The following is a 12,794-nucleotide window of genomic DNA, read 5'->3' on the forward strand; positions in this document are numbered from 1 at the left end:
GTGTGGGCTGCGCGCTGGATCGCCGCGGCGTCGCCTCGGGCGGCCGCGTCGCGCAGCGTCGCGAGCAGGCCCGGCGTCGCGCTCAGGAATATCCTGACGGCATCTTTGAGCGCGTCGACGCCGCCGAGGTCCTCCGCGAGCTGGTGGAGCACGCTCCGATCCAGCACCTCGTCCGGCGTGAACGGAGGACCCGCGTCGGCTCGCGGGCTCGCCCGCGGCGGCAGGGGCCGGCTGTCTGCGAGCGCACGACGCAGCTGCTCCAGGCTCACCGGCTTCACGACGTAGTCGTCCATCCCGGCGGCCAGGCACATCTCACGGTCGCCTTCCATCGCCTCGGCGGTCATCGCGATGATGCGCGGCCGCTCCGCCGCCGGCCACCGCGCGCAGATGGCCCGACTGGCGTCCAGGCCTTTCATCTCCGGCATCTGCACGTCCATGAGGACGACATCGTATGGGGCCTGGGTCAGCCGCTCCAGGACCTCCAGCCCGTTCTCGGCCACGTCCGCCCGATAGCCGAGCCGCTCGAGCATCCGGAGCGCGACGCGCTGATTGAGGAGATGGTCCTCGGCGAGCAGGATCCGCAGCGGCACGGGCGCGGAGGAGATCGGCTCGGCCGGCCGGTCGACGGGAGCCGAGGGAGCGGGATGCTCGCCGAGCGCGTGCCAGAGCCCTTCCCGCAGCTGGGAGAGCTTCAGCGGCTTGGAGAGCACGGCGGCGAATCGCGTCTCCTCCTGGTCGGCGATCGGCGGTCGATTCACCGATGACAGTAAAATCAGGGCCAGCGAGCGGGCGGCCGGCAGCTTCCGCAGCTCCCGCGCCAGCGAGATGCCGTCCATGCCGGGCATCTGGTAGTCGAGCAACGCGATGTCGTAGGGATCCCCGCGCCGGATCCACGCCAGCGCTTCGGCCGGCGAGTCGGTCTCGCGGCTGAACATGCCCCACTTCTCGGTCTGCAGACGCAGGAGCCGGCGATTGGTCGCGTTGTCGTCCACGATGAGCACGCGTCGGCCGCCGAGCTGCACCGCGTCGTCGTCGGGCCGCTTCGCCTCGAGTCCCTCGAGCGAATCCGCGAGGATCGTGAAGTGGAAGGTCGAGCCCTTGCCGGGCTCGCTCTCCACCCAGATCCGGCCGCCCATCCGCTCGGTCAAGCGCTTGCAGATGGCGAGCCCGAGCCCGGTCCCGCCATAGCGGCGGCTCGTCGAGGCGTCCACCTGGCTGAACGACTTGAACAGGCGGTCGAGTCGCTCGGCGGGGATGCCGATGCCGGTGTCCCTGACCGCGAAGTGCAGCTCGTGCCGCCGCGGTGCGATCTCGTGGGACTGCACGGAGACGCCGATCTCGCCCGCTTCCGTGAACTTGACCGCGTTGCTCAGGAGGTTGACCAGGACCTGTCGCACGCGGCCGACGTCGCCCCGCAGCAGGACCGGGGTCGCGCCCTCGACGAGGTAGGCGAGCTCCAGGCCTTTGTCGCGCGCCTTGGGAGCGACCAGCTGGAGCGCGTCCTCGACACAGATGCGCAGGTCGAACGGGGCCTCCTCCAGCTCCAGCATGCCGGATTCGATCTTCGAGAAGTCGAGGATGTCGTTGATGAGCGTGAGGAGGTGATCGCCGCTGGTCCGGATGGTCTCGGCGAACTCCCGCTGCTGGGCGTCGAGCCGGGTGTCGATCATGAGGGTCGACATCCCGATGACCGCGTTGAGCGGGGTCCGGATCTCGTGACTCATGTTGGCGAGGAACTCGGATTTCGCCTGGGTGGCGGCCTCGGCCGCGACCTTGGCGCGCTCCAGCTCGGCCTCCACGAGCTTGCGCTCGATGAACTGGCCGATCTGGTGACCGACGGCCTCGAACATCCGCAGAAGATTCTCGTCGGGATTGCGAAGCTCCGGGCTGAAGAACTCCATCACGCCGAGGAATCCGCTCGGGCCCACCACCGGGAATCCGAACGCGCCGTGGAGCCCGTCCGCGGCCGCGCTGGACCCGCGGGGGAAGTTCGAGTCCCGCTGCACGTCGACGATCCAGGCGGAGCGTCCCGACGCCCAGATCCGCCCCGGGAGGCCCACGCCGCGCGTGAACGTCATGGCCCGGCTCTGGTCGGCCAGCGCCTGTCCGCGGGCGGGCGGCGCGATCCACGTGTCGCCGCACCGGAGCACCTGGTGCTCGCGGTCGAGGCTCCACTGAATCGCGAGGCTCCAATCCAGGCTCTTGCTGATCGCCTCCAGGATCCGGGGCAGCGCGTCCGAGAGCGTCGGGGCCTCGGCCAGAATGGACGTCGTCGCATACTGGGTCACCAGCCGGTCCTCGCCGGCCTTGCGCCCCTCGTCCACTCGGTTCAGGAACCGGGAGGTGGCCCAGATGAGCACGGTGAACAGGAGGATGGTCAGCACCACCGTCATGGCCAGGCCCAGCTCGGGCGGCATGAGCTCTCGACGGTCGCTCACGAGCCGCAGCCAGCCGAGCAAGACCGGGATGACGACGGCGGCGGGCAGGAGCCGGCGCGCCAGGACCCCGCCCGGATGATCGGCGGTGACCACCGCGACGAGGCCACGCTGCGGCCGGGCCCAGAGGGCGCCGAGGGAGAGCGCGAGGAACGCCATCGCGGTCGGCAGCGCCATCGGGATGTAGCGGGCGATGCCGTACAGGGCGCCGACGCCGTACACGTAGCCGAGGAGCGAGGTCGCGGAGATCGTGATCGGGACGAGTAGCAGGAGCTGAGCCGGCCACGCTCCCGGGCGGCCCTGCCGGTCGAGCAGCAGCAGCGCGATGCCGAGGAACAGGAAATTGACCCCGGTGTTGGGCGCGATCCGGTTGCCGCCCAGCCGGGCGCCGAACAGCAGCTGATCCAGCCCGACGTTGTGGCCTACGACATAGCCGGCGATCGTGACGGCGCCGACGACCACGACCAGGCTCGCCGCCACCCGCGCCGCCCACCAGACGGCCCGCCGGGCGCCGAAGGCCCCGGTCAGAGACCAGAGCGAGCCCGCGGCCAGCATGAACGCGAGCGCGGTCGTCGGGTTCATGGCCACATGTCCGGGAAGCATGGCGCGGAGGTGCGGCACGTCGAGCTGCCACCCCAGGAGCGCGCCGGCGCTGATCAGGAGCGCGACGACACCCGCGGCCCGCGAGGACGACCGCAGCACGGCCTCGCGCGGACCCGTCATGCGTCGGTCGCGCTGGGTGCGCTTCCGCGGACGAGCCAGGCGCGGACCCGCGCGCGCACGAACGGCGGCTTGAACGGCTTGGTCAGATAGTCCGTCACGCCCGCGGCGAAACCGGCCGCCGTGTTCTCGCTTCCGGTTTCGCCGGTGAGGAGCACGATCGGCACGCTGCGCAGATACGGGTCCGGGTCGCTCCGCAGCGCCTGCGTGACTTCGACCCCTTCGAGCGCCGGCATGCGCCAGTCCAGCAGGATCAAGGCCGGTCGCTCGGCGCGCGCCATGCGGAGCGCGGCCTCGCCGTCGCCGGCGGTGAGCACCCGAAAGCCGTCCTGCCGCAAGGTGGCGGTCAGGAGCGCCACGATGGTCGGATCGTCGTCGGCGACCAGCACCGTCGCCGGCCCGTACGTGTCGGGCACCTCGGGCGCGGGGGCTCTGGGGCTGGCGGGATGGGGGCCCCCTCCTTCGCCGGCCGTCACCTCGATCGCCTGGCCTTCGGCGGCGCCGAACACATCCAGGCGGCCGGCGACCGCGATCACCCGCTCACGGCAAATCTCGACCAGACGGTCCACCGCGTCGTCGTCGCGCGAGGGATCGTGGTGGAAGAGCGCCAGGCGCCGGGCGCCCGCCGCCAGCGCATAGTCCACCGCCCATTCGGCGGGGCTGTGGCCCCAGCCGATCCGTCTCGGATATTCCTCGGCCGTGTACTGGGCGTCGTGGATGACGAGGTCCGCACCCGTCAAGAACTCGACGTGCCGCTGGTCCTCCCGGTGCAGGGGCCCACCCGCCGTGCTCGACGCCGGGCTGTCCTCGGGGCGACCGCGCATGTGCGGCTCGTGATCCGCGACGTACACGACGGTGACGTCGTCGGATTCGAGGCGATAGCCGAGGGTCAGCGCCGGGTGATTCAGGTACTGCGTGACGATGCGGGTCCGGCCGATGGAGAACTGGCTCTCGACGAGGTCGTGAAAGCGGATGGTGGCGTCGAGCTGCTCGAGGGTCACCGGAAAGTACGTGTACTCCATCTGGCCGGCGAGCGTCGTTTCGAGCTGTTGCCCGACGCTCCCCGGCGCATAGAGATCCCATTCGTTGCCGGGCACGAACAGCGGCTGAAAGAACGGGAAGCCCTGGATGTGATCCCAGTGCGTATGGGTGATCAACAGGTGGCCACGCAGCGGGCCCGCGCACGATGACTGCAGCGCCTGTCCCAGCGCATGGGCGCCGGTGCCGCAATCGAGCACGACGAGCGTCTGATCGGCGAGCCGCACCTCCACACAGGAGGTGTTCCCGCCGTAGCGCACCGTGGTGGGCCCCGGCTTGGCGAGGGACCCACGAGTTCCCCAGAACCGCACGAGCATCCATGCCCTCCCACCGCGGGCCGGCGGCTGGACGCTATTATGCGCGGGGCGTCCGCGTGCGCAACCGCCTCATCCTTGAATCGCTTCGGCGTGGGCCTTCCCAAGCTCGGAAGACGTGCCGTACAGTCGGATCCACACGGAGGCCGCATGATCTTCGACGGGATGGTTTGGGAGGAGGGGCGTCTCCACTGGCACGGGCTGAGCTTCTCGCTCGATCCCCAAGATTCCGGGGCGAGCGAACTGGTGCTGTGGAAGCGGCCCGGCCTGATCGCACAGTATGAAGCGTTCTGGGCTCGTGAGACCGGCCGCGTCGAGCGCGTGCTCGAGCTCGGGCTGTGGAAAGGCGGCAGCATGGCCTTCTGGTCCGAAACGTTCAGGCCGGCGCGGATGGTCGGGGTCGACAAGGCGCCGAGAAGCCAGTCCGCCGCCTTCGACCGCTACGTGGCGGAGCGGGCCGACCGACTGCGCGTGTACTGGGGCGTGGACCAGGGAGATTCGGAGCGGCTGGAGACGCTGGTGGCGACCGAGTTCGATGGCCCGCTGGATCTCGTCATCGACGATGCCTCGCACCTGTATTCGCCGACGCGGTCGAGTCTCGAGACCCTGATGCCGCGCCTTCGCCCGGGCGGCCTGTACGTCATCGAGGACTGGTCCTGGTACCACTGGCCGGCGTTCCAGCAGACCTTCGCCGGGCAGGTGCCCCTGACTCGCCTGGTGACGGAGCTGATCGAGGCCGGCGGCACGGGATCGGACGTGATCGCGGACGTGAGCGTCCATCAAGGCTTCGCGGCCGTGCGGCGAGGACCCGGTCCCGTCCCCACGCCCTTTCGGCTCACCCAAGGGATCTTCCGCGGCGCGGCGGCTCCCGTGTCCCTACGGCAGGTCGTGCGAGATTTGGGGCGCGAGGTCGGCCGCCGCCTCCGCCGCCGCTCCATTCACTAGGCGATCGCCGATCCCTCTCCCCCGCGAGGGGGAGAGGGCAGGGTGAGGGGGCGGCCTACTGCAGCAGCCGGCTGGCGCACTCCCGCGCCACCCGAGAATCCGCCTGCTTCTCCGGGAGCATCGTCGCCCACCCCTGCTGGGACACGTAGTCGCCGCGGTCCCACGTCTGCGTGGCGGCCAGCGTCTTCTTCTTTTCCGCCCACTGCGGGTCGTGCGTCGCCTTCGCCACGCACATCGGCGCCAGGCGGGCGAGCACCGCATCGTTCGATGCCGCCTCGGCCATGCTCTTCGCGGTCCGTCCGGTCACCCAGCCGCCCCATTCGAACCCGACGATCAGGGTCAGCACCACGACCAGCACCCACGACCAGAACATCGCGGTCTTGGTCGGCCGGGCGCCCATCCATCGCTCGCTCAGGTTCCGCTTCCGAGGATTCGTATCCATGGCATGCCCTCCCGACGAGAGGATACGCGGCCAGGATGAGAGGGCGGTGAGAGCGCGATGAGATTGCGAGCGAGATCGTGAGCTCGCTGGTGTAAGGTCGAGCCCAAAATGGCCAGCCGAGAGGTTGCTATGGATCGGCGAGGGTTCGGGCCGATCAGCCGATCGAGTAGGTGGGCTCAGGGTTGAGACGCGTCATTCTCACCGTGCTGAGTGGGGTGTTCCTGGTCGGTGCGCTCCAGGGGTGTTCGATGTCGCCAGCCGAGCAGCGCGCCATCAGCGAGGCGTGGGAAAAGCGAGATGCTGAGCGAGCCCGCGAGTGCCGCCGGCGCGGCCTGTCATTTGTGAATGGTGCCTGTACCGGCGCCGGAGGTGCATGATTTCCCCGGGATCGCCCGCTGATGCATAGCTCCCGAAGGAGGACCACATGATCACGGACATGGCCTCGTACCTGCGGTTCTTCGACAGCGTGCGGCGGAGAACGGAGCGCGACGTCGCCGCGCTGCCCCCGGCAGCGGCGGCGTGGCGGCCGCCGGCGATCGAGGGCGAGACGGGCTGGAGCATCGGCCAGATCGTCGCCCACATCGGTGGCTCTCGCCTGTACTTCGCCAGCGCCTATCGCGGCGAGGGCTGGATCTGGGGAGAAGCCACCGCGGACCCGGCCGATCAGCGGACGTGGCTGCCATGGCTCGAGCAGTCGGCGGAGCGGTTCGTGGCGCTGCTGCGCGAGACGCCCGAGGACTGGCTCACTCGCCGCGTGGACATGATCGATACGCCGGGCGCCACGCTCTCGGGCTGGCGCCTGCTCATGATGATGATCGAGCACGAGGTGCATCACCGCTCCCAGATCGATTCCTACGCCGGCCTCCAGGGCTGGCCCGTGCCCGACATCTTCAACCGGTCGGCCGAGTCGATCGATTTGTTGCAGTCCGCCCAGCGCGCTCGTCACGGCCGCTGACGGCCGGCGGCGCCGGGAGCGCGTGAGCGGCTGGCTCCTGCTCGCGACGGCCGTCGTGCTCGGCGTGCCGGCGGCCGCGTTTCTCGCGCAGGACCGCATGCTGTTCCTGCCGCACCTCGCCGCGCCGCCGCGTGGACTGCGTCCGTCGCGGCCGGTGGAGGAGGTCGACCTGGCGACGCCCGAGGGGCCACGCGTTCGCGGCTGGTTCGTCCCGGCCCGGGGGGGCGGCCCCGCTCCGCTGATCGTCTACTACGGTGGCAACGCCGAGGACGTCACCGGGCAGGCGTTCGAGCCCTGGCCCGGTGACTGGGCGCTCGCCCTCGTCAACTACCGCGGCTATGGCGCGAGCGAAGGCCGCCCCTCCGAGCAGGCCCTGTGCGCCGACGCGGAGGTGGTGCTCGACGCCCTCGCCCGCCGCCCGGATGTCGACGCGACGCGGATCGTGCTCGTGGGGCGCAGCCTCGGCACCGGCGTGGCGACGTTCGTCGCCGCCCGGCGTCCGGTGCGTGCCGTCGTGCTCATCTCGCCCTACGACAGCATGGTCGCCCTGGCCGGGCACCACTACCCGTTTCTGCCCGCGCGCTGGCTGCTGCGGCACCGCTTCGACTCGATCGAGCGCGCGCCTCGGATCATGGCGCCGTTGCTCGCGATCGCGGGCGAGCGCGACGAGGTCGTCCCGCTCGCCAGCTCGCAGCGCCTCTACGATGCGTGGGGCGGGCCGAAGCGCTGGGTCGCGATCCCGGAGGCGAATCACGACGACCTGGGCTTGCAGCCAGCGTTCTGGGAGCCGATCCGGGCGTTTCTCGGCGCCGCGCGCTGATCGCTGGACGATGTCCCGGTAACGGCGCGTTAGCTCAACTGGCAGTAGTGGGTATGCGCGTCCGCGCCCGGGCAGAACTCGGTCCGGTCCGCCGTTCGCTCTGCCTCGACTCGACCGGCCGATCCGACCACCGCGATCGGGAACCCACGGTGAAGCGGCGTCCAGATGGCCCGTCCGGCGTAGTCCCCGGACCGGAAGGCGTTGACCCACTCGACCGCGCCGACCTCCGACGCCCGTTGGGGGAGCTCGAGGCACCGGCCTGAGCCCAGGTGCGTGGTACGGGCGCCGGGTGATCGGCTGGCGCCTGCTCGTGGCGGTCGGCGGCCGAAGAAGATCCGCTACGTGTCGCCGCGGACCTTTCGCTGCATGGCATTGAGATAGGCGTCGAGCTCCGCGTCGCTGCCGAAGACCTGTTCGGATGGTAGTGCCTTGACGATCTCCAGCACCTTGCGCACCGCGGGCTGGGGGTTGACGATCGCGACCCGTCCGCCCCGCGCGCCGAGGGCCTTGTGCGCCCGCATGAGGCACCGGATCCCGGCGCTGCTGATGTACTCGAGCCCGTCCAGCGCGAAGGCGATCGACGTGACTGCCGGCGCGTCGAGCAGCGGAGCCAGGGCGGTCTCGAGCTGCGGCGCGGTGAGAGTGTCGAGGCGTCCCCGGAGCGTCACGCGACGCCCGCCCGCTTCCTGGTCGGTGATTTCGATGTCCAGCGCCATGGTGCCTCCTCTGGCGAATGATTCCTGTACCCGGGTGAAGGCCTCACGCGGGGCCACCGCCGGCCGGCGGTGGTGCACGGTGAGGACGTTGGTCGATCCCTCGCGGGCGTACTCGCAGCGGTCCGCGAGCTGCCGGACCAGAAAGATGCCGAGCCCGCCGACGCCACGCTCGGCGATGGGCGCCTCGACGTCCGGCGCCGGCTGCTCGAGGGGATTGAACGGCGGCCCGGCGTCCTCGAATCGGATCTGGATCTCCTCGGGGAGCAGGCGGATCTCGACGCCGGCCTCGCAGCTCGGCCGGCCGCCGTACGCGTGCGTCGCGATGTTCCCCATCACCTCCTCGGCCGCCACCACGCAGTCGTGAACGATCGGCGGGGGCACGTCGCGGGCGAGCAGGATCCCCTCGATCCGCCGCTGCGCGCGGGCGATGTCTTCCGGCGCACCCGAGACGGACAGCCGCCAGCCCTCGTCGCCGGCGCCGCTCGCCACGACGTCCGTCGGCCGGTACTGCACCGCGAGTAGCGCCAGGTCGTCGCGAGGGCCGCCGCCGGCGGCGAACCGCTCGACCGCGTCGACCAGCCGATCCGGCAGCGAGCGGAGGGCGTCGGCCGGCGTGTCGGCCACGACGCGTCGGAGCCGCTCCAGTCCGAAAGCGTCGCCGGCCACGTCGAACGCCTCCGTGACCCCGTCCGTGCAGAGCACGAGGGCGTCGCCGGGAGCGAGGCGCCCCGTCCACACGGGATAGGCGCCGTTCCCATCCAGGCCGAGCGCCGGTCCGCCCTCCGGGGCCAGCACCACGGTCGTGCCGTCGGCTCGTCGAAGAACTGGCGGCTCGTGGCCGGCGCTGGCGTACCGGAGCTCCCCGGTCTCGCCGTCGAGCACACCGCACGCCGCCGTGACGAACATGCAGGCGTCGTTGCCCTGCGACAGACGGAGGTCCAGCTCGCGGAGGATCCCGTCGGGCCCGGTCTCGCCCGGGGCGATCGCGCGGAAGAGTGCGGTCACGCGGGCCATCAAGAGCGCGGCCGGCACGCCCTTGTCGGCCACGTCGCCGATGGCGAAGACGAGCCGGCGCTCGTCCGGCACGAAGAAATCGTAGAGATCGCCTCCGACCTCGCGAGCGGGCAGGAGCGTGGCTGCGATCGCGAACCGCCCATCCAGGGGGCTGTCGCCGGCCACGGGCAGCATGGACCGCTGGATCTGCCGCGCGATCTCCAGCTCCCGGGCCTGCCGCTGCTCTGCGGCGAGCCGCTCCGCGCGCTCCGCGATGTGGTCCTGCAGCTGGACACGCATCCGGTCGGTGACATCGCTCAGGGCCGCGACCTCCCGCGGGTTCTGGATGAGGGGCAGCGCGGTGTCGAGGTCCCCCTGACCGATGCGCGCCACCGACCCGGCCAGCGACTCGAGCGGCCGCGCAAGCCGGCCGGCGACGAGCCACACGAGGCCGAGGGACAGTCCGAGCACCCCGAGACCGATGAGGAGCTGGCGCTCCACCAGACCCCGGGCGCCGGCGACCAGCTCGTCACGAGGGGCGGCCAGGAGCAGGATCAGCGGCTCCCCGGTGCCCGCCTCGATGGGGCGGCGGAGGCCGATCCAGGCCCGGTCCTCGATCACGAGCGGGATGCCCCCCGACGCCGGCGCGGCCGCGGCGAAGAGCGAGCCGAGGGTGCGATCGCCGAGATCGTCGAGCCGGACGAGGGCCGGATCACCGGACGGCTCGATGCGCACCAGCCGGCCGGCATCGGGAAGGGCGACCACGAGACCCAGCCGGTCGACGAGGGCGATCCGTGCGGAGGGCGTGACCCGGGATCGGGCGAGGTGACGGGAAAGCTCCTGCAGCGTGATGTCCGCGCCCACCACGCTCCGGCCGTCCGCGCTCCGCTGGGCGATCGTGGTTCCCACCTCGCGAGTGGTGAAGAAGACGTAGGGCTTGGTCCGCACGGTCGCGGCCGCCGTCATGGCCTGGGCATACCACCCCCGAGTCCGGGGATCGTAGACGTAGTCGGGGCGGGACTCGTCGCCGAGCACGGCCAGCTGCCGGTCGAGGTAGCGGAACCGACCCGGGATCGCGCCCTCGCCGGCGGGGCGGCTCTGGACGAGGAAGACGGCCTCCGGCGGCACGCGGCCGATCTGGGAAGGGGCGCCTCGCAGCGTGCGGGCCAGCAGGAACTCTCCGCTGGCGAAGCCGACGTAGACGGCGGAGATCTCGGGGTGCTCGTTCAGGGCCGTCGTGAAGAGGGGCAGGGAGTCCGGGCGGGCGGCGCGGCCGGCGGCATCCGCGAGCCGGTGGCGCGAGAGGAGCTGGACGAGCACCTGGGCGGGGGCGAGCAGGTCCCGGACTTGACCCGCCGTGCGCTCCGCGACGTGGAGGAACTCCTCGTCGCCGGCCGACAGCAGGAGCCTCGAGGTGACCACGTACCCGTAGCCGACGCCGGCGACCCCCGCGGCGGCCAGGAGCCCGACGAACAGCCCCGCGATGAGCACGCGGAGCGGGAGCCCTCGGTGCCCCGGGCGCTGCGCTGCGGTCCCCGCTCGGATCACGCCCCGGGTATCCACGGCCCGAGCCGATCCTAGCACGGCGCCGACGGGCGGCCGCATTCCGGCGGGCCACGCCCATGGGTGTCGCCTCCTTGTGACGGGGCGGTCCGCGTGCTAGCGTGCCCGCGCCGGGACCATGGGGCTCGAGATCGAGGTCACCGAGGTGGGGAACGGGGGCCGGTGCGTTGCCCTCCGCGGGCGCCTCGACTCGCAGACCGCGCCGATGCTCGACGAGCGGCTCGAGCTCATCCTCTCGTCCGCGACCGCGCTCCTCTTCGACATGGCCGGCCTCGAGTACATCAGCAGCGCAGGCATCCGCGTCCTCGTCAAGGCGCGGAAAGCGCTGGAGGCCAGAGGCGGCGGAGTGGCAGTCGCCCATCTGCAGCCGCCGGTCCGGCGGGTGGTCGATATCCTGAAGGCCGTGCCATCCATCGACATCTTCGCCGACGACGCCCAGATGGACGCGTTCATCGAGCGGATGCAGCGTCGGGCGCAGCCCTGACCTCGACCACGGGGTGACGCTCGGGTCGCCGTCCTGGGGCTGCAGCCAACGTTCTGGGTGCTGATCCGGGTTCTCGACGCCGCGGGCGCCGGCTGAAGGCACTTGACGGGTAGACAGCAGTGCCGATACATATAGCCATATGAAGACCACCGTCGAGATTCCAGATGCCGTTCTCAAGGAGGCGCGGCGAGTAGCCGCCCACGAGAAGACCACCGTTCGGGCCCTGATCGTGGACGGTCTCCGGCGCGTGCTGGCCGAGCGGAAGCGCAAGGGCACGTTTCGTCTCCGCAAGGCGTCTTTCAAGGGTGACGGCCTGCACCCCGACCTGGCCGGGGCCCCGTGGGAGAAGGTCCGGGACACGATCTACCAGGGCCGCGGCGCGTGATCGCGGTCGACACGAACCTCCTCGTATATACGCACCGGGAGGACTCACCCTGGCACGAGGCGGCCGCTGCGCGCATCACGGAGCTGGCCGAGGATCGCACGCCGTGGGCGATTCCCTGGCCATGCCTGCACGAGTTCGTAGCGATCGTGACGCATCCCCGGATCTACCTGCCCCCGACTCCGCTCGCGGGCGCAATCGACCAGATCGAGGCGTGGCTGGAGTCGCCCGCTGTGGTGTTGCTCGCCGAGACCGAGGGCTACTGGCCGGAGCTGCGTGCCGCCCTCGAGGCGGGACGAATTCTCGGAGCCCAGGTGCACGACGCGCGGATTGCCGCGCTGTGCCGGTTGCATGGAGTGCGGGAGCTGTGGACGGCAGACCGGGACTTCAGCCGCTTCTCGGGTCTGCGCGTGCGCAACCCGCTCGTGGCCTGACGGCGGCGATCCGCGACCCTCCCTGTCACACCAGGGATTCATGCTGGTCCTCCGACCGAACCCGAGAAGGAGGACCCCATGCCCACGCTGAACGAAGTTCCGCAGGTCGCCAATCTGCTGGCCACGATTCTCACCACCGCGCCCGTCACCCACGGCGCCGTCGCCGTCGTGCCGCTGCTGGCGCCGAGCCTCGACGATCCCGACTGGCTCACGCTCGACGAGTCGGGCGAACGGTCCCGCGTGACCGAGGTGAGCGAGGCCGGCACCGTGGCGTTCCTCAAGGTGGCCAACGACGCCGACCAGCCGCTCCTGCTGCTGGACGGCGAGGAGCTGATCGGCGCCAAGCAGAACCGCATCCTCAACACGACGGTGCTGGTGGCGGCCCACACGGAGGTCACCATCCCGGTGAGCTGCGTCGAGCAGGGGCGCTGGGGCTACCGCGACCGCCGGTTCCGTCCGGGCGACGCCTCGCTCTATGCCTCGCCCCCGTGCCGGGCCAGGTGGGCGCCATCGTCTATATAGCGGGACGCTGGGCGGGGCTCGACCTGCTGGC

The 12,794-nt window shown here is 71.1% G+C and carries 11 protein-coding genes; 7 read left to right on the top strand and 4 right to left on the bottom strand.

The window, feature by feature from the left end; genetic code table 11:
• Positions 1-3,158 (bottom strand): response regulator (locus VKN16_18775; protein HME96257.1); only part of this gene is annotated, 3,158 nt, incomplete at its 3' end.
• Entirely contained in the window at positions 3,155-4,510 is a 1,356-nt protein-coding gene (locus VKN16_18780) for a response regulator (GenBank protein HME96258.1), read from the bottom strand. The genes VKN16_18780 and VKN16_18775, both read right to left, overlap by 4 nt.
• 147 nt (positions 4,511-4,657) lie before the next feature.
• On the opposite strand from VKN16_18780, the gene VKN16_18785 reads away from it, so the two are divergent.
• Entirely contained in the window at positions 4,658-5,452 is a 795-nt protein-coding gene (locus VKN16_18785) for a class I SAM-dependent methyltransferase (GenBank protein ID HME96259.1), read from the top strand.
• A 55-nt stretch (positions 5,453-5,507) separates the two neighbouring features.
• On the opposite strand, the gene VKN16_18790 is transcribed toward VKN16_18785, so the two are convergent.
• A complete protein-coding gene (locus VKN16_18790; GenBank protein ID HME96260.1) occupies positions 5,508-5,894 on the bottom strand; it encodes a hypothetical protein in 387 nt (128 codons plus the stop codon).
• Between the two features lie 424 nt (positions 5,895-6,318).
• Here VKN16_18790 and VKN16_18795 point away from each other — a divergent pair, with 424 nt between their 5' ends.
• Complete coding sequence (locus tag VKN16_18795; protein ID HME96261.1) at positions 6,319-6,849, top strand: DinB family protein; 531 nt, start codon at positions 6,319-6,321, stop codon at positions 6,847-6,849.
• A gap of 22 nt (positions 6,850-6,871) precedes the next feature.
• Complete coding sequence (locus VKN16_18800) at positions 6,872-7,669, top strand: alpha/beta fold hydrolase (protein HME96262.1); 798 nt, start codon at positions 6,872-6,874, stop codon at positions 7,667-7,669.
• A gap of 338 nt (positions 7,670-8,007) precedes the next feature.
• Here the strand turns inward: VKN16_18800 and VKN16_18805 are convergent, their stop codons facing one another.
• A complete protein-coding gene (locus VKN16_18805) occupies positions 8,008-10,926 on the bottom strand; it encodes an anti-sigma factor antagonist (GenBank protein ID HME96263.1) in 2,919 nt (972 codons plus the stop codon).
• Positions 10,927-11,059: 133 nt separating this feature from the next.
• On the opposite strand from VKN16_18805, the gene VKN16_18810 reads away from it, so the two are divergent.
• From VKN16_18810 to VKN16_18825, 4 genes are all read left to right on the top strand, one after another.
• A complete protein-coding gene (locus tag VKN16_18810; protein ID HME96264.1) occupies positions 11,060-11,425 on the top strand; it encodes an STAS domain-containing protein in 366 nt (121 codons plus the stop codon).
• Between the two features lie 139 nt (positions 11,426-11,564).
• Positions 11,565-11,810, top strand: coding sequence for a DUF2191 domain-containing protein (locus tag VKN16_18815; GenBank protein ID HME96265.1), 246 nt, complete (start codon positions 11,565-11,567; stop codon positions 11,808-11,810).
• On the top strand, positions 11,807-12,241 hold the full coding sequence (locus VKN16_18820; protein ID HME96266.1) for a TA system VapC family ribonuclease toxin: 435 nt from the start codon (positions 11,807-11,809) through the stop codon (positions 12,239-12,241). Before VKN16_18815 ends, VKN16_18820 begins: the two co-directional genes overlap by 4 nt.
• Positions 12,242-12,319: 78 nt before the next feature.
• A complete protein-coding gene (locus tag VKN16_18825; protein ID HME96267.1) occupies positions 12,320-12,763 on the top strand; it encodes a DUF6569 family protein in 444 nt (147 codons plus the stop codon).
• Positions 12,764-12,794 lie beyond the last annotated feature (31 nt).

The organism is Candidatus Methylomirabilota bacterium (genome assembly GCA_035315345.1).
Lineage (GTDB): Bacteria > Methylomirabilota > Methylomirabilia > Rokubacteriales > CSP1-6 > CAMLFJ01.

Excerpts from the sequence above, each read along its gene's own strand:
- VKN16_18780 (HME96258.1), bottom strand. The coding sequence starts at position 4,510 with ATGCTCGTGCGGTTCTGGGGAACTCGTGGGTCCCTCGCCAAGCCGGGG.
- VKN16_18785 (HME96259.1), top strand. The coding sequence starts at position 4,658 with ATGATCTTCGACGGGATGGTTTGGGAGGAGGGGCGTCTCCACTGGCAC.
- VKN16_18790 (HME96260.1), bottom strand. The coding sequence starts at position 5,894 with ATGGATACGAATCCTCGGAAGCGGAACCTGAGCGAGCGATGGATGGGC.
- VKN16_18795 (HME96261.1), top strand. The coding sequence starts at position 6,319 with ATGATCACGGACATGGCCTCGTACCTGCGGTTCTTCGACAGCGTGCGG.
- VKN16_18810 (HME96264.1), top strand. The coding sequence starts at position 11,060 with ATGGGGCTCGAGATCGAGGTCACCGAGGTGGGGAACGGGGGCCGGTGC.
- VKN16_18815 (HME96265.1), top strand. The coding sequence starts at position 11,565 with ATGAAGACCACCGTCGAGATTCCAGATGCCGTTCTCAAGGAGGCGCGG.
- VKN16_18825 (HME96267.1), top strand. The coding sequence starts at position 12,320 with ATGCCCACGCTGAACGAAGTTCCGCAGGTCGCCAATCTGCTGGCCACG.